The sequence below is a fragment of the Rhizobium etli 8C-3 genome, from assembly GCF_001908375.1.
Lineage (GTDB): Bacteria > Pseudomonadota > Alphaproteobacteria > Rhizobiales > Rhizobiaceae > Rhizobium > Rhizobium etli_B.
The window spans coordinates 1,252,253-1,273,119 of record NZ_CP017241.1 but is presented as its reverse complement, the minus strand read 5'-3'; the positions used below and the strand labels follow the sequence as shown (position 1 = coordinate 1,273,119).

The window sequence follows — 20,867 nt, the reverse complement described above, 5'->3', positions numbered from 1 at the left end:
CGCAGCATGTTTTTCCGCAGTGAAAGACAACCCTTAGGCCGAGCGCTCGTCCGGCGCGGCAGGAACGGCCGCGGGAGACGAACTCGATTTGAGTGCCTTCAGGGCTGCCTGAATGAAGCCATCGCGGGCGGCCGTCGCCTCGATGCCGCGCGGCTCGTAGACGTGGCGATGCAAGAAAAAGCCCGTCAGGCGAAAGGCCGCGCTCAGACCGTCGAAGTCTGCGGCATCATTGCCGTCGGCGCGCAGAAAGGCCGGAAGCACGAACATCTTGTCCGCCCAGGGGATCCCGGCTGTCCGGCTCACCGCCCGGCCGGATTTCGGCGAGACAAAGGCAAGGTCGGTCCGCGCGCCGGTTGCAGCGCATTCGTCAAGGTCAAGGCCGAAGCCGAGGTCGTTGAGGACGGCAAGCTCGAAACGGACGAAAAGTTCACCGGCATCCGCCGGATTGTGGAGATTGTCGAGGATGACTTCGAGCGCATCGTAAAGATGGGGATGCGGGTCGCGCTCCGGCAAAAGCCGCAAAAGAGCGCCCATTGCCTGCACGCCATAGACGGCGGTGGCTGTTTCCATGAGCTGTGCTGCGCGCAACCGCAGCGGCTCGATGCGGAATTCGCCGAGATGCTCGTCGAGGCGCGCGCGCCAGATGACATCCACCTCGTTGCCCGGCTGCAGCACCGGCTGCATCGCGCGCGAACGGCCGGAACGCACCATGCCGAGATGCCGGCCGCGAGCACGCGTCATCACTTCGGCAATGACGCTGGTCTCGCCGTGGCGCTTGAGGCCAAGAATGATTGCATGATCCTGCCACTGCATGGCGAACGAACCTCGGGCTTGCCGAATTGATCCTAAAGCAAGCACGGCCTTATGTCATGGAGCCGGGTCCAATTCGGCAGTCGGAAAGAGCTTCTCGAGGAATTCGCGCATCGCACCTTCATCAAAGGGCTTTACGAGAAGCGGCACATCCTGGAGGTCCGGCGGGAAGTCTCGCGTATCGGAATAGCCGCTGACGAAGCCGAAAGGGATGCCCATATCATTCAGATGCCGCGCAAAACCGAAGCTCATCGCCTCGCCGAGATTGACGTCGAGCAGCGCGAAATCATAGCTTTTTGATTTCACGGCATCCATCGCCTGATCGAGGTCGCCTGCGATATCGATGGTCTCCACGCCGACGGCGCGGAGCATATCTTCCGCCTCCATCGCGATGATGAGACTGTCTTCAAGGATCAGAACACGGCTTGCGTTCATGATCTCCGCGCCCTTCGCTGAACGCCGTTTACGGCGCACACCGCCTGCTTAACCCGCATCTCTACCTCTGGTACCCCCTTATGCCCGGTTAGCGGGCTATAAGCCATGCGACCTGAGTGAGCCGCTTTTTCCGATTCTGTCGATAAGAGACAAAATCGGATGAAAAGTGGCATCACCGACCTTATTTTCTGTTTGAGCATTTTGCATTCAAAAAAGACGTGGCCGCATAAATTTTATGAGCGGCCGCCTGGTGTCGCCAAGCCCCATTCCAGCCGGTCTTTTTCAATCGGTCAGCGCGGAAAGTCGAGTCCCATTTCCCGGAACCGCTCCGGGTCATCGCCCCAGTTCTCGCGAACCTTGACGAAGAGGAAGAGGTGCACTGGCTGCTCGAGGATTTCGGCGAGCTCCTTGCGGGATGCCGAGGAGATCGCCTTGATTGTCTCGCCGCCCTTGCCAAGCGTGATCTTCTTCTGGCTGTCGCGTTCGACGTAGATCACCTGCTCGATACGGACCGAACCGTCATTGCGCTCTTCCCACTTTTCCGTTTCGACATGGGAGGAATAGGGAAGCTCCTGGTGCAGTCGCAGGAAGAGCTTTTCGCGGGTAATCTCGGCAGCGAGCTGGCGCATCGGCAGATCAGAGATCTGATCCTCCGGATAATACCAGGGGCCCTCGGGCAGCGTCTTGGCGAGATAATCCATGACGTCGTCGCAGCCCGAGCCGTTCTCTGCCGAGATCATGAAGGTCTGCTCGAAAGCGATCTTCTCGTTCGCCGCGGCGGCCAGCGCCAGCAAGTCTTCACGCTTGACGCGGTCGATCTTGTTGAGCAGCAGAATCTTCGGCTGCCGCACCTCCTTGAGGCCTTGAAGGATCGCCTCCGCGTCGCCGCGCAGGCCGCGCTCGCTGTCGATCAGCAGCATGATGAGATCGGCATCCTTGGCACCGCCCCAGGCCGACGTCACCATGGCCCGGTCCAGCCTGCGGCGCGGCTTGAAGATTCCGGGCGTGTCCATGAAGACGATCTGCGCATTGCCATGAATGGCGATGCCGCGGACAATGGCACGCGTCGTCTGCACCTTATGGCTGACAATCGACACCTTGGCACCGACAAGGCGGTTTACCAAGGTCGATTTCCCGGCATTGGTCGGGCCGATCAGGGCGACGAAGCCGGAATGCGTTTCGCCATTGGTTTCAGCGGCGACTTCATGCGCCATATCGTTTTCGTTCGTCATTGTCCCGTCAATTTCCGGCAGAGGTTTTCTGCCAAATGCCTTCGCGTTCCAGCATCTTTGCTGCGGCGATCTGTTCGGCTGCACGTTTCGAGCGCTCAACGCCCGTTTCCGGCTTCACGCCGACGACTTCAACCGTCACCGTGAAGCGCGGATCATGATCCGGCCCGGTGCGTTCTTCAACCCGATATTGCGGCGTGACGCCGAATTTCGCGTGCGCCCATTCCTGCAGTTCGGTCTTGGCGTCGCGCTTTGCGCCGTCGGCGCGGGTCGCCCGCTTTTCCCAGTAATTCAGGATGAAGCGGCGGGCGACTTCAAGACCGCCGTCGAGATAGAGTGCCGCGATCAGGCTTTCAACGACATCGGCGCGCACGTTCATCATGCGCTTGCCGGTGAGCTTCTTGACGTCAGCGCCTGTACGGACAAACAGGTGCAGGCCCAGTTCGTCGGCCACTTCCGCGCAGGTTTCGGCGCTGACCAACTGGTTCAGGCGCACCGACAGCTCGCCCTCCCCGGCCGTCCCGAAAGTGCGAAACAGAAGTTCGGCGATGCACAGGCCCAGCACACGGTCGCCCAGGAACTCCAGACGTTCGTAGTTGGCGCCTTTCTGCGTGCGGGCGCTCGCATGCGTCAAAGCCCGGTCCAGGCGCTCCTTGCCGGCGAACTCGTGGCCGATCAAGGCTTCAAGCCTCGTCCGGTCCGCCGCCGAAAGCGTCTGCACTTTGCTCATTCAACAACCTTGAAGAGGCGGTCCCACCGCATGTTGGTCGGCCATTTCCAGATTTCGCGGAACGACGTGTCGTTGCCGAGCGAGAAGAAGATGACGCTGGCGCGGCCGACGAGGTTTTCCGCCGGAACGAAGCCGACGTCAAAACGGCTGTCGAGAGAATTGTCGCGGTTATCGCCCATCATGAAGTAATGGCCCTCCGGCACGACGAAATCCTGGGTGTTGTCGCCGCGCGAGACGGGCGACTGGTCGAGCGTGTCGTAGGTCTTGCCATTGTCGAGCGTTTCGCGGAATACCGGCACGTCTTCGCCCGGATCGAGCTTGTAATCGGAGGTGAAGGCGCCGTCCGCCACCTTCGGAACCGGCTTGCCATTGATATGGAGCACGCCATCCGTGACCTGGACATGGTCGCCCGGCAGGCCGACGACGCGCTTGATGTAGTCGATATCCGGGTTCGGCGGGAAGCGGAAGACGACGATATCGCCGCGATTCGGCTCGGAGCCGAAGATGCGGCCGCTGAAGAGATCTGGCGAAAAAGGCAGCGAATATTTCGAATAGCCGTAAGCGAACTTGTTGACGAAGATGTAGTCGCCCACGAGCAGGGTCGGCATCATCGAGCCGGATGGAATCGTGAACGGCTGGAAGAAGACCGTCCGGATCACCATCGCCAGCAACAATGCCTGAATAATGACTTTAATATTTTCCCAAAGGGCGTTCGGCTTAGTATCGGCTTTTTCGGACACGCAGTCTTGTTCCTTAAAGGCGCCGCAGCGGCGCAATCTCTGTTTGCTTCTCTCTAGCGGCTTCGGCCGGTGGCGGCAATGCCGCGAACATGAAAAGCGACGACACGCCGCTCCTCACAGGCTTTCCGGCAGCGCTTCAATGATCACGAACGCCTGGGCAAGCGGGTAATCATCGGTGATCGTCAAATGTACCATCGCCTTGTGTCCGGCGGGCAGCATGGACTGAAGCACGACAGCGGCGCCCCCCGTCAATTGCATCGTCGGCTTGCCGCTCGGCAGGTTGACGACACCCAGATCCTTCCAAAAAACGCCCTGCGCCATGCCCGTGCCGAGCGCCTTCGAACAGGCTTCCTTGGCGGCGAAACGCTTGGCATAGGATTCGGCGCGGTTGGCGCGGCGGTCGGAGCGCGCCCGCTCGATCTCGGTGAAGCAACGGTGGGTGAAGCGCTCGCCGAAGCGCTCGAGCGACTTTTCGACACGGCGGATGTCGATCAGGTCGCTGCCAATGCCGATGATCATGCGATGCCTCTCTGTCGAAACGAAATCATACCGTCGGAGTATCCCGCGCGGGATGGGCAAGGTGAAGGCGCGCCCGCTCCATCAGCCTCTCGCGGCGGCGGACTTGAAAGCCCTTCACGGTGTAGAACGTCAGGATATAAAGCACAACGGAGGTAATGGCGGCCGGAGGAATGGCACCGACCAGCATTGGCTCGAGCACCGGTTTCCAGAGCTCGTTGAAACGGAGCTTGTGAAAAAGCTCCATCAGATCGACGGACTGCCCGGCCATTGCATTTTGGCGCCTGAGCAGCAGATGACCGATCTCCCAGGTTGCCGCCCAGATGAACGGATATGTGAGGGGATTGCCGAATGCCGCCGTGCCGAGCGCTGCCGCAACCATGTTTCCGGAGAGGAAATAGGCAAGCACGAAAGCCATGATGAAATGCACGCCGATGAACGGCGTCCAGGATACGAAAACGCCCGCTGCAACACCCATTGCCACGGCATGCGGTGAAGCCGTCAGGCGCAGGATGCGCATCTTCAGATAGCGCAGCGGACGCAGAAAGCCCTTGCGGGGCCAGAACAACTCCCGCGTCCTTTCACGAAATCCTGCAGGTTTTCTACGGCGAAACAGCATGGCGGCTATTTAGGACAGCGCATGTTGCCATGACAAGAGCAGGAAAGACTCTCGGGGCGCGCGCGCCAAAGCCGCCGTCAAAGTTCGTCACCGAAGGGCGCACCTCATGCTTGGCGCCCTTTCACATCCTTGGAAGTATCGAGCCGCAATCAACGGCCACGGAACAGGCCACGGTCAACCTGACGCTGACGATATTCAAGATCGATACGGTCATACGAACCGTTGAGGTATGCCATTTCACGTTCCTGTAGGCTCGGGACGCGAAGGGCGCGGGCGATTTTCTTGATCGGACTAAACATAGCGTTGGCTCTTTCTTTTGTTCATTCTCTGACGACCAGAAGATAGGTGCTGCAGTGCACAATTACCAACGCTCTAATATAGGCACAGCCATGCAAGCTGCGCATGCCTTGCCTCTTCGGCACGCGTATTCCGCAACAAAGAGGTTATAAAATGTGCAGACGCCTCAGTCGTAAAGGCGCCGCACCGTCGCGATACAATCCAGATCCTTCAGTTGCGCAAGCAGCTGGTTGAGCTGGCGGAGATCCCATACTTCGACATCGACCGCCATTTCGGTGAAGTCGGCGGCGACGCGAACCGTGTTCAAGGAACGGATATTTACGTCAAGGCCTGCAACCGATTGCGCAACCTTGGCCAGCGTGCCCGGCTCGTTCAATGCATTGATGAGCACGCGCGCCATGAAGCGCGACTTGTTGGCCTCGTCCAGGTCCCAGCGCACATCGATCCAGCGATCGGGCTGATCATCGAAACGTTGCAGCGCCGACGACTGGATCGGGTAGATGGTGATGCCCTTCCCCTTCTCCATGATGCCTACGATGCGATCGCCGGGCACGGCGCCTGCGGGCGCGAACTGCACGGCGATGTTGCCGGAAATGCCGCGGATCGGTCCCATATCGGCGTCCGTCTCCGCCTTGTTCTTGTCTGGGACCTTAAAGATCATCCCCGAGGCGCTGCGGACGTTGAACCAGCCGTCATCGCCGCTCGGCTTGACGGTGACGCGCTCATCCTGATGGTCAGGATAGACAGCGCGCAAAACATCAAGCGAGGACATCTCGCCCCGGCCGACGGCGGCAATTGCGTCTTCGACGTCCTTCTGGCCCAGGCGGTGCAGCGCCGGCTTCATCGCGTCCCGGGAGAATATCTTCCCCGCCCGCTCGAAGGTGCGCTCCAGAATGCGATGGCCGAGGCCTGCATATTGCTTGCGGATCGCCAGGCGCGTTGCGCGGCGGATTGCGGCACGCGCCTTGCCGGTGACGACGATCTCCTCCCACGCAGCTGGCGGAACCTGTACGCCTGAGCGGATGATCTCGACCTCGTCGCCGTTTGCAAGTCTTGTTACCAGCGGCATTATGCGGCCGTTGATCTTGGCACCAACCGTCGTGTCGCCGATATTGGTGTGAACGGCGTAAGCAAAATCGATCGGGGTTGCGCCACGCGGCAAGGCGATCAGCTTGCCCTTCGGCGTGAAGCAGAAGACCTGGTCCTGGAACAGCTCAAGCTTGGTGTGTTCGAGGAATTCCTCGGGGCTATCGCCTTCGGCCAGCGCCTCAATCGTATGGCGCAGCCATGAATAGGCATTGGATTCGCGCGAGAGAATATCGCCCTCGGTATTGGTCGCGCCGTCCTTGTAAAGGGCGTGCGCGGCAATGCCGTATTCGGCGATCTCATGCATGCGCTTGGTGCGGATCTGCAGCTCGATGCGCTGGCTGGAGGGGCCGACGATCGTCGTGTGCAGCGAGCGGTAGTCGTTCTGCTTTGGCGTTGAGATGTAGTCCTTGAAGCGGCCAGGCACGACGCGCCAGCGCATATGAACGATGCCGAGCGCGCGATAGCAGGCCGGAACGTCCTCGACGAGGATGCGAAAGCCATAGACATCCGAAAGCTGCTCGAAGGAAAGCGACTTCGACTGCATCTTGCGGAAAACCGAATACGGCTTCTTCTGGCGCCCCTTGACCTTGGCTGTCGTCAAGCCGTTGGCCACCAGGAGATCGCGAAGTTCCGTTTCGATCTTCTTGACCAAGCCTTCGTTACGCTGCGAGAGCTCCTGCAGACGCTTCGTGACGGTTTCGTAAGCCTCCGGGTTGATGTGGCGAAAGGAAAGCTCCTCCAGCTCATCGCGCATGTCCTGCATACCCATGCGCCCCGCAAGCGGCGCATAGATTTCCATCGTCTCCTCGGAGATGCGGGCACGCTTGTCCGCCGACATGTGGTCGAGCGTTCGCATATTGTGCAGGCGGTCGGCCAGCTTGACGAGCAGCACGCGCACATCGTCGGAGATCGCAAGCAGCAGCTTGCGCAGGTTCTCCGCCTGCTTGGCCTTCTTGGTGACGAGATCGAGCTTTTTGATCTTCGTCAGGCCCTCGACCAGCCGACCGATATCCTCGCCGAAGAGCTCGTCGATCTCGGCGCGTGTCGCCGTCGTATCCTCGATCGTATCATGCAGCAGAGCAACGGCAATCGTCGACTCGTCGAGATGCATGTCTGTCAGAATCGCGGCGACTTCGAGCGGATGGGAGATATAGGGATCACCGCTGGCACGCTTCTGCTGTCCGTGCTTCTGCATGGCATAGACATAGGCTTTGTTCAGCAGAGCTTCATTGGCGTCGGGCTTGTATTTTTGCACCCGCTCCACGAGCTCGTACTGCCGCATCATCCCGGGACTACTCCAATAAAAACAAAAGCGCGCCAATCACCGATTGGCGCACGCACTGGTAATAATATGCCTTAGCAATAAAGGCGCAAGATTGACGATTGGTAATCGTCTCGCGACGTATCAGTAGTCGTCGCTCTTTTCCGGAGGCACGAGACCTTCGATACCCGCCAAAAGCTCTTCTTCCGACATCTGGTCGAAAGTGATCGTCTCGGGCTGATCGTCCTGCTCCTCGCCTTCCGCAGCCGCAACGCCACCAGCGGCAATGAGGCTTGCCGGATCCGGTTCGGGCTCGTCGACTTCGACATGCTTCTGCAGCGAGTGGATGAGGTCTTCCTTCAGATCGTCGGGAGACAGCGTTTCATCGGCGATTTCGCGCAGCGCCACGACGGGGTTCTTGTCGTTGTCGCGATCGATGGTGATCGAGGCACCCTGGGAAATCAGCCGGGCGCGGTGGCTGGCAAGCAGAACCAGCTCGAAGCGGTTCTCAACTTTGTCGATGCAATCTTCAACTGTGACACGGGCCATTGCCTGTCCTTTACGGTCGTGATTTCGGGATTAGAACGCCCGATACAATTAAAAGCAGGCGAATTCAAGTTTTTCGTGCGCGGCCCCGCCGTTTATGGGCCGACCTGCTAAAATTTTCGAGCGAATGTGACAATTCCACCGTTAGTTGCTTGGAATATGCCGAATCGTGCCCTAAATCTCCTTTATATGAATAATTCATAAATTAAGAATTATTCTTTCTTCGCTAGTTAAGCCATTGTTTTTATGGAATTTTGACCGAAGAAGATTTGGATTACTCTAATTGGATTGGCAAGCGATGTTCGACCCACGCGAAAAGATTGCACTCTTCATAGACGGCGCCAACCTCTACGCTGCATCCAAGAGTCTCGGCTTTGATATCGATTATCGCAAACTATTGAAAGCGTTTCAGAAACGCGGATACTTGCTGCGCGCTTACTATTACACCGCGCTGATCGAGGATCAGGAATATTCCTCCATCCGCCCGCTGATCGACTGGCTCGACTACAACGGATACAAGGTCGTCACCAAGCCTGCCAAGGAATTCACCGACTCCATGGGCCGTCGGAAGATCAAGGGCAACATGGACATCGAACTGGCGATCGACGCCATGGAGCAATCCGAAACCGTCGACCACCTCGTCATCTTTTCCGGCGACGGAGATTTTACCACCCTGGTGGAAGCCCTTCAGCGCAAGGGCCGTAAGGTGTCGATCATCTCCACGATGGCGACGCAGCCGCCGATGATCGCCGACGACCTGCGCCGCCAAGCGGATCACTTCATCGATCTGCTGTCGCTGAAAAGCGAGATCGGCCGCGACCCGTCCGAACGCCCGCAGAAGCCCGTCGAGATCGCCCCGGCGAGCGACTTCGAGGAGTAATTCTCAATCCAAAGCCTCAAACAGTATCGGCTGGGCGCCTTTCCACAGTACCAGTTTGCCCATGTCATCGAGCTGTTCGCGGCCTTCGACGACCGTCAGGAAATGATTGCCGGCAAGAGCGCCCATCTTGCTCGCAAATGAGGAGCTGCCATAGGCAAAGAGCAGTTCTGTCTCGCTGTACCCGCCCGGATAAAGCAGGATATCGCCGCGCGACGGATGGCAGGTGTGATTTTCGAAATCCACTCCGAACTGATGATCGCCGAGCGGTACCCAGATCGCCTCTCCGCTCCATCGCGAATGGATGGTCTGATTTCGAAAGGGCAGCAGCGACGTGAACGCCGCGCAGGTTCTCGGAGCCTTTTCCACCTCCAGCTTCGCCACGAAGACTTGCGACGCTACGGAAATCTTCAGCCTTCGCATCGCTTAACCATTGTCCTTCAGCAGGCGGCTCTTCTGCCTGTTCCAATCGCGCTCCTTCTCAGACTCGCGCTTGTCGTGCAGCTTCTTGCCCTTGGCCAGCGCCAGTTCCATCTTCGCCCGGCCGCGGTCGTTGAAATAGATTTTCAACGGGATCAGCGTCATGCCTTCGCGATTGATGCCGGCACGCAGTCTGTTGATCTCGCGGCTCGACAAGAGCAGCTTGCGGCGGCGGCGCGGCTCGTGGTTGAAGCGGTTGGCCTGCAGATATTCTGGCAGGTAGGAATTAATGAGCCAAATCTCGCCGCCTTCATCCGAAGCATAGGATTCAGCGATATTGGCCTTGCCCTCGCGCAAGGACTTGACTTCGGTGCCCATCAGAACGAGCCCGGCCTCATATGTATCGATGATTTCGTAGTTGAAGCGGGCCTTGCGGTTTTCGGCCACGACCTTCTTCACGATACGCTGGCTGCCTTTGGGGGCCATGACTCAATCCAATCCTTGCGGGCGCGCAAAACCACGCGCCCTCATTACGCCCATATGTAGGAGAACAGCCGAAACTTGTGAAGACGGACGCAGCCCCGACTTCCAGCTCCGCTCAGTTCAGCAGCCCGGCATGACGCATCGCGGCATCGATTGCCGCTTCTGTCGGCGGCTCCAGTGTGGAGAGCAGCGGCGAGCGCACGTTGCGCCTCATGCGTTCGAGCCTGGAAAGGCCGTATTTCGCGCCGCAGAGGCCGGGCTCCAGGAAGATTGCCTTGTGCAGCGGCATCAGGCGGTCCTGATATTCGAGCGCCTTGTTGTAGTCACCGGCAAGCGTTGCCGCCTGGAATTCGGCACAGAGACGCGGCGCGACATTGGCCGTTACCGAAATGCAGCCAACGCCTCCATGGGCGTTGAAGCCGAGTGCCGTTGCGTCCTCGCCCGAGAGCTGGCGGAAATCCTTGCCGCAGGTGATACGCTGTTCGGAAACGCGCTCGATCTTGCCGGTTGCATCCTTGACGCCGACGATGTTGGAATGCGCCTTGGCAAGCGCGCCCATCGTTTCCGGCGTCATGTCGATCACCGAGCGGCCGGGAATGTTGTAGATGTAGATCGGTATCCTGACGGCCTCGGCGATGGCCGAAAAATGCGCGATCAGACCCTTCTGGGTCGGCTTGTTGTAATAGGGCGTTACGACGAGCACGGCATCTGCGCCCGCCTTTTCGGCATGCTGGGCAAGCTCGATCGCCTCGCGCGTATTGTTCGAGCCGGCGCCTGCCATGACCGGTACCCGCCCGGCCGCCGCTTCGATGCAGATTTCCACGACACGTTTGTGCTCGCCATGCGACAGCGTCGGTGACTCGCCCGTCGTGCCGACAGGGACGAGACCACTGCTGCCTTCCGTGATCTGCCAGTCCACATGGGAAGCGAAGGACGCTTCATCAACCAGTCCGGCATCAGTGAAGGGGGTGACGAGGGCGGGAATGGATCCCTTGAACATGCGCAACTCCTCACGGCCGATATCCACGCTTCAGCCGCATTCCTTGAATATAGGTTGCGCACCATAAAGCGGCGAAATCGCCGCGACAAGCGCGCATGGATCGGTTTAGGGCAAATTCCGACATCAAATGTGAACGAATTTTACTGGTTTCGGTAAGGTTTCATTAAGAGGCCTGTGGCGAAACTCGAGGCATATTTTCCTGGCGAGTATACCGGATGAAAAGAGCTGTGTTGATCTTCTCCACCTTCGGTCTTGCGGCCGCCGCGTGGAGCAGCGCCGCCTCGCCGCTGCCTGACGGGCGCGCTCCGGTAGCGGAGCTAAAGCCAATCGGCTTTGTGCCGCAAACCTCGGCACCTGAGTCGATCATGACCGGCGCCATCCCGCGCAGCACGACGGTCGCGCCCGTGAGCGCAAACCTGAAGGCTGGGCTAGACGCGCTTTCCAGCAAGAATCCACAGCAGGCCATCTCGATCCGCAACGGCATGGGCAATGGCACGCTCGACCGGCATGTCCTGACATGGGCGATCGCCGTTTCCGGCATCAAGGGCGTGCCTTCCTATGAAATTGCAGGCGCGGCTCAGGAACTCAAAGGCTGGCCGGGACTTTCCAAGCTGCGCGCTTATTCCGAGCGGGCGCTCTACGACGAAAATCCGGACCCGGCTGCGATTCTCGCGGCTTTCGGCGACACCGCACCGGAAACGACCCCCGGCGCAATGATCCTCTCTCGAGCGCTGGTCTCTGCCGGCAGACAGACACAGGCGGCAAAACATATCCGCAAGATCTGGCGCAGCGAAGCACTCGACACGGAGACCGAAGACAAGGTGCTCTCGGAGTTCTCAGCACTTCTCGGCGCCGCCGACCACAAGGCGCGCATGGAATATCTGATGTATCGGGGCCGGACGGCGCAGGCCAAGCGCTTTGGTGAGATGGGCCAGGCGCAGTCCCTCTACAAGGCGTGGTCGGCTGTTGCGAGCAAGGCGGCCAATGCCGGGGCACTCCTGAATGCAGTCGATGGCAAATGGTCGAATGATCCGGGCTATCTTTTTGCCCGCATCGAATATTTGCGCAAGCAGGACAAATATGCCGAAGCCGCCAAGCTTCTGGCGCAAGTACCTTCAGCGCGCGATGAACTGGTGAATTCCGGCGAATGGTGGAACGAGCAGCGCATCGTCAGCCGCGGTCTTGTCGACCAGGGCCAATTCAAGGCCGCCTACCGCGTGGTCGAAAATCACGTCGCGACGAACCCGGCAGATATTGTCGAAGCCGAATTCCATGCCGGCTGGTATGCGTTGCGCGGGCTGCAGGATCCGGCGACGGCCGAAGCGCATTTCCGCAAGATTCTTCAGGTTTCGAACGGTCCGATTTCCGTTTCGCGGGCCTGGTATTGGCTGGGCCGTGCCGCAGAAGCCGGTGGGGCGGGCAAGTCCGGCGAATTCTACGCAAAAGCAGCAAACTTCCCGAGTACTTTCTACGGTCAGCTCGCAGCAGAGCGGCTGGGGCGAAAGACACTCAATGTCTCCTATCCGTCGCCCACAAGCAAAGACCGCCAGAGCCTGCAGTCGCGCGAAGCCATTCAGGCGATTTCGCGCCTTGAGGCTGCGGGTCATGGCTGGCGTGCGGCAAGTCTTTACCTGGCGCTCGCCGAGCAGCTTCAAAGCGCCGGCGAACTTGCCATCCTGGCGGCGCAGGCGGAAGGCTCCGGCAACCATCACCTGTCGCTGCAGGTCGGCAAGATCGCCTATGCGCGCGGGATGGACGTCGCGGCGCTGGCCTTTCCTGTCGGCGTCATTCCCTCGAACGCGAATATCTCCGGCTCGGGCAAAGCGCTCGCCTATGCCATCGCAAGGCAGGAAAGCGCTTTCAACCCCGCCGCCGTCTCGTCCGCAAACGCCCGTGGCCTACTGCAACTCTTGCCCGGGACCGCCAAGGCAGTCGCCAAGCGCCACAACATCACCTATTCGGCCGACAAGCTGACAGGCGACGCCGGCTACAATGCCACGCTCGGCGCGCATTATCTCGGCGAACAGATCAACGCCTTCGGCGGCTCCTACATCTTGACCTTTATCGCTTACAATGCCGGGCCGAAGCGCGTGCCCGAATGGATCAGCCGCTACGGCGACCCGCGCGGCAAATCCATCAATGAAATCGTCGACTGGATCGAGCGCATCCCCTTTCCGGAAACACGCAACTATGTCCAGCGCGTGATGGAGAATTACGAGGTCTACAAGGCAAGGCTCGGGCAGACGCCGGATATCGAGCGCGACCTGACCGGCGGGCGATCGTCATCCTGAGCGATTTGCTTTGACGCTGAAGCAGGCTAGATTTCCTGACCGCAACTGGGAAATCGCAATGTTTTTGAACACCACTGAAGGCTTCGAGGACAAGACATACCAGTCGGTCGACGGGCTCAAGCTCTACGCCCGTGACTATGGGGCCGGAAATCCCTCCGCATCCGGCGCCGCGCCGGTGATCTGCCTGCCCGGCCTGACACGCAATTCCCGCGATTTTCATCAGCTTGCGCTGATCCTTTCGAAGGACCGGGAGCGCCCCAGACGCGTGATTGCGATCGACTATCGGGGACGAGGCCGCTCGGCGTGGGACCACAGCAAGCAGAATTACAATCTCGGCGTGGAAGCAAACGACGTTCTGACCGCCTGCGCCGCCTTCAACATCACGCAAGCCGCCTTCATCGGAACCTCACGTGGCGGGCTTCTCCTGCATCTCATCGCCGAAATGAAGCCGGAACTGCTGGCATCCGTCGTGCTCAACGATGTCGGCCCGGTGCTCGAACCGGAAGGGCTTCGCCATATTCAAGCCTATCTCGCGAATCCGCGAAAGCCGCGTGACTGGGACGATGCGGCCGGATTGCTTCGCGAACTGCACGAGGCGGAATTTCCTGCTCTTTCCGTCGACGATTGGCGCGCCATGGCCCATGCGATCTATCGCAAGACTGATGATGGATTGGTCGCGGATATCGATCCGGCCATCGCCGAGGCAGTGATCGCTGCCGATTTCAGCACGCTGCTGCCGGATCTTTGGAAGCAGTTCGACGCAATGGCGAAGATACCGCTGCTCGTCATCCGCGGCGAGAATTCAAAACTGCTGTCAAAGGCAACGGTCGAAGAGATGCTGCGGCGGCACCCGGCAGCACGGCAGTTCACGGCAAAACGTCAGGGACATGCGCCACTGCTGCATCTCCAGGATGTGGCGCAGGTACTCCGTCGCTTTTTCCGCGACCTCTGAAGGTCCGTCCCGGTACCGCCGGAAGCAGACACCTGCAAAGCAAAAGCCCGGCTCGAAAGCCGGGCTTCACGATTTGACCGAAGTCAGATCAGACTAGATTAGAACGAACGCTGCAGGCGGAAGAAGCCCGTTACGCCGTCTTCGTCTTCATCGCCGTTGTCGTGGTCCTGGCTGATGTAGTTAACGGTCACCTTCGTCGTCAGGTTCTCGACGATTTCATAGTCGAGCGTAACGCCAGCGCGCCATTCGCTGCCACCGTCGAAATCTTCATCGGCGTCGATGTCGATGTTGTCGGTGTACTGAACAGCCGGGGTGATGGTGAACTTGTCAGTTGCCTTGACAGCGTACTGAGCAGCGATCGCCCATTCGCCGTTGTCGTAGTAGTCGCTCGGGCCGCTGGCATATACGCCGGCAAGACCGAAGGTGCCCGGGCCGATGTCTGCGTAGATGATGCCGCGGACAGCACCGTCGGCGCGGTCGAGGTCGTAGCCAGCGAGAAGTTCCCAGCTGATGGCGCCGAACTTGCCGCCGACAGCAGCGTCGATACCGACGTTGTTGCCACCGTTGTCGTTACCCAGACCGGTACGGGTCAGCTCTTCAACAGCGATACCGGCGTAGAAGTCGCCAGAGTCGTACTGGTAACGGATCGCGTTGAAGTTGGTGTTGTTGTTGATGACTTCCGTTTCACCGGAGAAGTCGTTATCCCACCAGTTGACGAACTTACCAACGCGGAAGCCTGCGATATCGATGTAGGCTTCGTCGATTACCGTGTCGTTCTGATCAGCCTGGCTGTTGGCAACACCGTTCGGGCGGAAGTTCGCCTGGTAAACGATAACGCCGGTGAGCGGACCGTATTCAGTGTCGCTCTTCGCCGTGAAGGCAACCTGACCGCGGGTACGGGCCGACCAGTCTTCGCCGCCGCCGTTGTCAGCGATGTCACCAGCAGACCAATCAACCTGGAAGCGGATGTAGCCTTCGATCTTCAGGCAGGTTTCCGTGCCCGGGATGTAGAAGTAGCCGGTGCCGTAAGCGTCGCAGACGCGAACGTATTCAACCGGTTCCGGCTCAGCAGCGACGATAGCGTCAGCGGCCTGAGCACCGGAAACTACTGCGAGAGCAGCAGCGGAGCCGAGAAGAAGGCTCTTGATGTTCATAGTGACCTCCAATTCAAAGTTTCGATCGGGTCTGGGATTTTTCGCCTTGAGCAGCGTTCCCTGCCCCATCCCCATGTTTCAAGAAGTCGGACGATCAACCGCCCTCGCTTCCGAGGTTGAAAATACAAGACCGCGCCTGTCACGCAATCACCAACTTACTCCTTTGTGGTATTTGCATCAGCCTTACCGGCGTCCTGTTGCTGAAAGGCCACAAGTTGGGCAGGCGCCGCCGCATTTCTTTATGGTTTGTTAAGAAACTGCCGCTTTTGCAGGGGTTTAGCATCGCCTCGCGCCTATTGCACGACCCATCCTGTGCCGCATTGATACCAATTTCCAGCCAGATTCGGCGGACTTTATGACGGCCCCGCAATGCGGCCGCGGATGAAGGAACACCCGAATTGACGATGCCCCTCTGCAGGAATCACTTTCGGATGAGGATTGATTCTCTTCAGGCGATTCTGGCCCGGAGAGATTCGATTACACGGGACGCGTTTTGGCCAAGAGCAGACCGAACCGATTTTCGAGATTTTTCTGCCCGACCTGAGATGGGTGACGTTTTCTACAGGACACGTGATAGGCCCCGTCCTTTGGTGAGACAGCAGTCAGTAACAGTTATCCCGGCTGTGAATTGCATTTGGTGTCTCTGGCCCTAGTTGATGAGACCGGTTCCGTAAGCTCCGGCGCGAGATAGTCGAGGGCCAGGCGCTGCCTGTTGCAGACCGCCTCGGAGAATTCGCCGATCCTGGTCCTTTCATCGTCCAGGCCGCGATACGCCTGACCATCCACCTCCTCCTGCTTCAGGGTCCTCATGGATTTTTTGGCCTCGCATCATCGTAGGATTATCGACGCGGCTCATGCTCGGCTGGATGCCCTGGTTTGCCGGCGGCGATCCGCAGCGACAACGGCTTGCCGTTCGCCAGCCCCAACGGGCTCTACAATCTGTCTAAAACTGTCGGTGTGGCGGCTGAGGCTCGGCAAATCACGCAGGAGCCCATCAGCGCATGCACCTGACGCTGAAGACGGAGGCGACCAGACCATTCGGCAACAACATCCTCCAGCAGCAGGCCCGCTTGGATGCATTCGTCAGCGAATGCTATCAGGAGCGGCCGCACGGGGGGCGCTTTCGATGACGTGCCGGCAGATCTCCGCCCCGCTTGGTCACGCATTTATCAGGGTCTGCCGGAGATCGATCACCCCTTCCACGATCGCGATGCGCTGGTGACCCATTGCGGTCGCATCTGCATCGATCGCAAGAAGATCAACATCTCGACCGTGCCAGCCAGCCAGAAACTGGGACTCAGGGAAGTCGGCGACGGCATTCGGCTCGTCAGCTTCATGCACTATGATCTGCCCTGGAACAGAGGACCTTGCAAACCATCGACAACCCGTTCGGCACGAGGTTGTCACCCATGTGTTAGGTACGTTCTGTTACCGATGTCTCCGGGTCGTGCCCGACCTGAGAGATAGGTGACGTTTTGTACCGGAGACATGGGTGACACTTTTCGCTTTTTGGCGGGAGGTGTTGATGCCGTGGAAAGAGACTTCGGTGATGGAGGAACGTCTACGATTTGTCGCCCGGCTATTAGAGGGCGAAGGCATGAGCGATGTGTGCCGTGCATTCGGCATCTCGCGCAAGACCGGCTACAAAATCTTCAATCGCTATAAGGACGACGGCCTGGAGGCACTGACGGATCGGTCTCGACGGCCGGTGCGTTATGCCAACCAGCTGCCTGAGCCGGTCGAGGCGATGATCGTCTCGTGCAAGAAGAGCAAGCCGCATTGGGGTGCCAGGAAGATCAGGGAGCTTTTGGTGAAGCGCCTGGCCGGCGATGTGCGCGTGCCGTCGAAGAGTACGGTGCATGCCGTTCTCGATCGACATGGTCTGGTCGCCCATGCCCGCAAGCGGCAACGACATCGAGCCGAAGGGACAGCCTTGTCACAGGCATTACTGCCGAACGATCTGTGGTGTGCCGACTTCAAGGGCGAGTTCAAGCTCGGCGATGGCCGATACTGTTACCCGCTGACGGTCACCGACCAGGCGTCACGTTATCTTCTCGCCTGCGAAGCCTTTGAATCGACACGAGAACGGGCTGTCTTCGACGCGTTCCGGCGGCTGTTTACGGAATGCGGCCTGCCGACGGCGATCCGCAGCGACAACGGCTTGCCGTTCGCCAGCCCCAACGGGCTCTACAATCTGTCGAAGCTGTCGGTGTGGTGGCTGAGGCTCGGGATCACGCTGGAGCGCATCAGGCCGGGCCGTCCCCAAGAAAACGGCCGGCATGAGCGCATGCACCTGACGCTGAAGAAAGAGGCGACCAGACCACCGGGCAAAAACATCCTCCAGCAGCAGGCCCGCTTCGACGCTTTCGTCAGCGAATTCAATCAGGAGCGGCCGCACGAGGCGCTCAACATGAAGGTGCCGGCAGATCTCTACGTCGCTTCGTCACGCCCCTATCAGGGCCTGCCGGAGATCGACTACCCCTTCCACGATCGCGATGCGCTGGTGACCAATTGCGGCCGCATCTGCATCTACCGCAAGAAGGTCAACATCTCGACCGTGCTGGCAGGACAGAAACTGGGACTCAAGGAAGTCGACGACGGTATTTGGCTCGTCAGCTTCATGCAGTATGATCTGGGATATATCGACCTGGAGCAGAGGACCTTGCAAACCATCGACAACCCGTTCGGCACGAGGTTGTCACCCATGTCTTAGGTACGATCTGTTACCGATGTCTCCGGGTCGGACATCGGACACCAATTGCTTGGTGGCGGAGAGGAAGGGATTCGAACCCTCGATACGCTTTTGACGTATACTCCCTTAGCAGGGGAGCGCCTTCGACCACTCGGCCACCTCTCCGGTGGGAGCCCTGATAGAGTCATTCCGCAGGTGAAGCAAGCGCTTTTTCAGCTTCCACCCGGGAGAAAACAATGCCGTGATCTCAAGCCAGCAACTGCTTGAGATCGGCCGCCGCGTCTGCCAGCACTGCCTTGTCGGGATTGATTCCTGTTTCCAGCAGCTTCTTGCCCGTCACATAGGCCTTTGCATCATTGATCGCGTCGACGGCGATGAACTGGCCGTTCCTGAAATACCAGATGGAATGCGCGCCTTCGCGGGTGCCGGGGCGCAGAAGGGTTTCGTCGTAGCCGAGGTTGAAGCCGGCGATCTGCAGCTTCACGTCATACTGATCGGACCAGAACCACGGCTTCGGGTCATAGGGTGAAAGACCGCCAGCGATGACCGCAGCGGCGGCTTCAGCCTGGTCGACGGCATTCTGCACAGACTCGAGCCTTATCTGCCCATCCTGCCAGGGTTGTACGGCGCAATCGCCGGCGGCAAAGATCGAGGGGTCGGAAGTGCGGGCGAATTCGTTGACGAGAATGCCGTTGGCAACGTCAAGACCGGCTTCCTTTGCCAGTTGGTCGTTCGGCACGACGCCGATGCCGACGACGGCGAAATCGATCTCGATCATCGAGCCGTCAGAGAGCTCAGCGCCGCAAACATGCCCATCCCTGCCGACGAGACGCTTAAGCCCGGTCCTTTCGCGGATCACGACATCATGGCTCTCGTGGATCGCGCGGATGATGTCGGCGGTTTCCTTGGCGGCAACGCGCTGGAGAATGCGGTCGGCCATTTCGATGACGGTCACTTCGAGACCGCGGTAGCGCGCAACGGCTGCCGCTTCGAGACCGATATAACCGCCGCCTATAATAAGGACGCGCCGGCCGGGCCGCATCTCATCGGCGAGAAGATCCGCATCGCGCTTGTCGCGGGCGACATAGACGCCGTCAAGGTCGCCGCCGACGGCTGCCGGCAGCCTGCGCGGCGTCGAACCCGTTGTCAGCGCCAGCGTGCCGTAGTCAAGGATCGAACCGTCCTGCAATGCGACCTGCTTCTTGTCGCGGTCGATCTGCTCGACCCAGGTCGCGAGGCGGATTTCGACATTATTGTCCGGGTACCAGTGCTCGGGGCGGAACAGCAGGCGGTCGAAGGTCATCTCGCCGAGCAGGTATTTCTTCGAAAGCGGCGGCCGCTGGTAAGGCAGAACGTCCTCGGCCCCGATAATGGTGATTGGGCGGGTGTCGTGCAGCGCGCGCAGCTTTGCGGCCATCGCAAAGCCCGCCTGCCCCGCACCGATGATTACCAGTCTGTCCGTCACGATCCCACTCCCAGAAGCAGTGTTGTTATGAAGGCGAGACGTAGCCCCCGCCCTTGGCGCCGTCAACAGGAAGCGATCTTGCCCGTCAGCCGATCTCGATCCAGCGGCGCTCGTGGAAGGACTGTGCCATGGCATGCACCGACCTCTCTATCCTGAGACCGTCTTCGAACGTGACCAAGGACGACGGCTGACCGGAAATGGCGCCGATCAGCTCGCGGCATTCGATGATCTTCAGGTCGTTGAAGCCAAGGCCATGGCCGGGGGCTGGAATGAAGCGGTCGTAAGGCTGGTGGGCGGGCGCTGCGAGGATCTTGCGGAAGCCCTGCTCCGTGCTGCGGCCCTCTGCCCGATAGAGCTCGAATTCGTTCATGCGTTCCTGATCGTAGGCGATCGATCCTTTCGATCCAAAAATCTGCATTGCGATGCGGCCCTTGCGCCCCCAGGCGGCACGGTTTGCCATCAGTACGGCGGAGATGCCGCCGCCAAGACGCATCAGCACGTTTGCGCCATCGTGATTTTCGACCGCACGGCGACCGCCTTCCTTGAGCGGGCGGTCGGCATAAGGTTTCACCATGTCGGCAATAACCGCTTCGACGTGACCGAAGAGATACCACAGCAGCGAGAGCGGATGTACGGCGAAGTCGTCAAGCGCACCGTAACCGGAAGACAATTCGCTCTTCCAATAGAAGAGGCCGTCCGGATCGGCCATGAAATCCTCATCCATCTCGACGCGGATGTGGTTGACGGCGCCGATCGCACCCTCGCCGATCAGCGTCTTGATGTGCCGCATGACCGGGTTCTGGATATAGTTGTATCCGAGAACGGCCACCTTGCCGGAAGCCCTCGCCGTTTTCACCATGTGCTCGGCATCGGCATAGGCGGGAGCCATTGGCTTTTCGCACCACACATGTTTTCCGGCCTCGAGCGCCGCAATCGCCATTTCGGCATGGAACTGGTTGGGTGTGGTAACCGAGACGACATCGATTTCCGGATCGGCGATCAGCACTTTCCAGTCGGCCGTCGCCTTTTCGAAACCGAATTCGGCGGCGCGCGAATTCGCCAGGTCTGCGTTGGCTTCGGCGAGATGCACGAGCCTTGGACGCTCGACGTCACCAAAGACGGTCTTCACCGCATTCCAGGCCAGCGCGTGGCACTTGCCCATATATCCGGTGCCGATCAAACCGATGCCGAGTGGCTTCATTTTCCGTCCTCTCCTCCATGTCCGTCATGATTTTTGGAATATCTGGACCGTTTTGACAAG

At 59.4% G+C, this 20,867-nt stretch carries 19 protein-coding genes, 1 tRNA gene and 2 pseudogenes; 5 read left to right on the top strand and 17 right to left on the bottom strand.

Going from position 1 to position 20,867, the window contains the following annotated elements; all coding sequences use genetic code 11:
* Positions 1-33: 33 nt before the first annotated feature.
* The 10 genes and pseudogenes from recO to rpoZ all read right to left on the bottom strand — a co-directional run bounded on the left by recO (position 34) and on the right by rpoZ (position 8,275).
* Entirely contained in the window at positions 34-813 is a 780-nt protein-coding gene (recO, locus tag AM571_RS06395) for a DNA repair protein RecO (protein WP_074060695.1), read from the bottom strand.
* A gap of 54 nt (positions 814-867) precedes the next feature.
* Positions 868-1,293, bottom strand: a pseudogene (locus tag AM571_RS35625) (response regulator); the annotation flags it as partial.
* 242 nt (positions 1,294-1,535) lie between these two features.
* Complete coding sequence (era, locus tag AM571_RS06385) at positions 1,536-2,477, bottom strand: GTPase Era (RefSeq protein ID WP_074060694.1); 942 nt, start codon at positions 2,475-2,477, stop codon at positions 1,536-1,538.
* A gap of 7 nt (positions 2,478-2,484) precedes the next feature.
* Positions 2,485-3,204 (bottom strand): ribonuclease III, encoded by a 720-nt coding sequence (gene rnc, locus AM571_RS06380; RefSeq protein WP_074060693.1) that lies wholly within the window; start codon positions 3,202-3,204, stop codon positions 2,485-2,487.
* A complete protein-coding gene (gene lepB / locus AM571_RS06375) occupies positions 3,201-3,944 on the bottom strand; it encodes a signal peptidase I (RefSeq protein ID WP_074060692.1) in 744 nt (247 codons plus the stop codon). Before lepB ends, rnc begins: the two co-directional genes overlap by 4 nt.
* A gap of 114 nt (positions 3,945-4,058) precedes the next feature.
* Complete coding sequence (gene acpS, locus AM571_RS06370; RefSeq protein WP_074060691.1) at positions 4,059-4,463, bottom strand: holo-ACP synthase; 405 nt, start codon at positions 4,461-4,463, stop codon at positions 4,059-4,061.
* Positions 4,464-4,488: 25 nt separating this feature from the next.
* Positions 4,489-5,079 carry a DUF2062 domain-containing protein gene (locus AM571_RS06365; protein WP_074060690.1) on the bottom strand — a complete coding sequence of 197 codons (591 nt, stop codon included), beginning with the start codon at positions 5,077-5,079 and terminating at the stop codon, positions 4,489-4,491.
* A 149-nt stretch (positions 5,080-5,228) separates the two neighbouring features.
* Positions 5,229-5,378, bottom strand: coding sequence for a DUF3563 family protein (locus AM571_RS06360; RefSeq protein ID WP_074060689.1), 150 nt, complete (start codon positions 5,376-5,378; stop codon positions 5,229-5,231).
* 164 nt (positions 5,379-5,542) lie between these two features.
* Positions 5,543-7,750 (bottom strand): RelA/SpoT family protein, encoded by a 2,208-nt coding sequence (locus tag AM571_RS06355; RefSeq protein ID WP_074060688.1) that lies wholly within the window; start codon positions 7,748-7,750, stop codon positions 5,543-5,545.
* 120 nt (positions 7,751-7,870) lie between these two features.
* On the bottom strand, positions 7,871-8,275 hold the full coding sequence (gene rpoZ, locus AM571_RS06350; RefSeq protein WP_022714636.1) for a DNA-directed RNA polymerase subunit omega: 405 nt from the start codon (positions 8,273-8,275) through the stop codon (positions 7,871-7,873).
* Between the two features lie 295 nt (positions 8,276-8,570).
* On the opposite strand from rpoZ, the gene AM571_RS06345 reads away from it, so the two are divergent.
* Complete coding sequence (locus tag AM571_RS06345; protein WP_022714635.1) at positions 8,571-9,152, top strand: NYN domain-containing protein; 582 nt, start codon at positions 8,571-8,573, stop codon at positions 9,150-9,152.
* Positions 9,153-9,155: 3 nt separating this feature from the next.
* Here AM571_RS06345 and AM571_RS06340 read toward each other — a convergent pair whose 3' ends face one another.
* The 3 genes from AM571_RS06340 to dapA form a co-directional block, all read right to left on the bottom strand.
* Entirely contained in the window at positions 9,156-9,572 is a 417-nt protein-coding gene (locus AM571_RS06340; protein ID WP_074060687.1) for a DUF3830 family protein, read from the bottom strand.
* A gap of 3 nt (positions 9,573-9,575) precedes the next feature.
* On the bottom strand, positions 9,576-10,055 hold the full coding sequence (gene smpB, locus AM571_RS06335) for an SsrA-binding protein SmpB (RefSeq protein WP_022714633.1): 480 nt from the start codon (positions 10,053-10,055) through the stop codon (positions 9,576-9,578).
* A gap of 112 nt (positions 10,056-10,167) precedes the next feature.
* Positions 10,168-11,052, bottom strand: a complete 885-nt coding sequence (gene dapA / locus AM571_RS06330; protein WP_074060686.1) for a 4-hydroxy-tetrahydrodipicolinate synthase — start codon at positions 11,050-11,052, stop codon at positions 10,168-10,170.
* Positions 11,053-11,267: 215 nt separating this feature from the next.
* On the opposite strand from dapA, the gene AM571_RS06325 reads away from it, so the two are divergent.
* Together AM571_RS06325 and AM571_RS06320 are read left to right on the top strand one after the other, a co-directional pair.
* The gene (locus AM571_RS06325; protein WP_074060685.1) at positions 11,268-13,343 is read left to right on the top strand and encodes a lytic transglycosylase domain-containing protein; all 2,076 of its coding nucleotides are present in this window, start codon (positions 11,268-11,270) and stop codon (positions 13,341-13,343) included.
* Positions 13,344-13,401: 58 nt separating this feature from the next.
* Entirely contained in the window at positions 13,402-14,295 is an 894-nt protein-coding gene (locus AM571_RS06320) for an alpha/beta fold hydrolase (RefSeq protein WP_074060684.1), read from the top strand.
* Between the two features lie 98 nt (positions 14,296-14,393).
* Here AM571_RS06320 and AM571_RS06315 read toward each other — a convergent pair whose 3' ends face one another.
* The gene (locus AM571_RS06315) at positions 14,394-15,449 is read right to left on the bottom strand and encodes a porin (RefSeq protein WP_074063100.1); all 1,056 of its coding nucleotides are present in this window, start codon (positions 15,447-15,449) and stop codon (positions 14,394-14,396) included.
* Between the two features lie 873 nt (positions 15,450-16,322).
* Here AM571_RS06315 and AM571_RS38325 point away from each other — a divergent pair.
* Positions 16,323-16,867 (top strand): annotated as a pseudogene (locus tag AM571_RS38325) (IS481 family transposase); the annotation flags it as partial.
* Between the two features lie 107 nt (positions 16,868-16,974).
* A complete protein-coding gene (locus tag AM571_RS06300; protein WP_074060682.1) occupies positions 16,975-18,162 on the top strand; it encodes an IS481 family transposase in 1,188 nt (395 codons plus the stop codon).
* 53 nt (positions 18,163-18,215) lie between these two features.
* Here AM571_RS06300 and AM571_RS06295 read toward each other — a convergent pair.
* The 3 genes from AM571_RS06295 to AM571_RS06285 form a co-directional block, all read right to left on the bottom strand.
* Positions 18,216-18,306, bottom strand: a tRNA-Ser gene (locus tag AM571_RS06295).
* An 82-nt stretch (positions 18,307-18,388) separates the two neighbouring features.
* Positions 18,389-19,606, bottom strand: a complete 1,218-nt coding sequence (locus tag AM571_RS06290; protein ID WP_074060681.1) for an NAD(P)/FAD-dependent oxidoreductase — start codon at positions 19,604-19,606, stop codon at positions 18,389-18,391.
* A gap of 85 nt (positions 19,607-19,691) precedes the next feature.
* Complete coding sequence (locus AM571_RS06285; protein ID WP_074060680.1) at positions 19,692-20,807, bottom strand: Gfo/Idh/MocA family protein; 1,116 nt, start codon at positions 20,805-20,807, stop codon at positions 19,692-19,694.
* Positions 20,808-20,867: the final 60 nt, after the last annotated feature.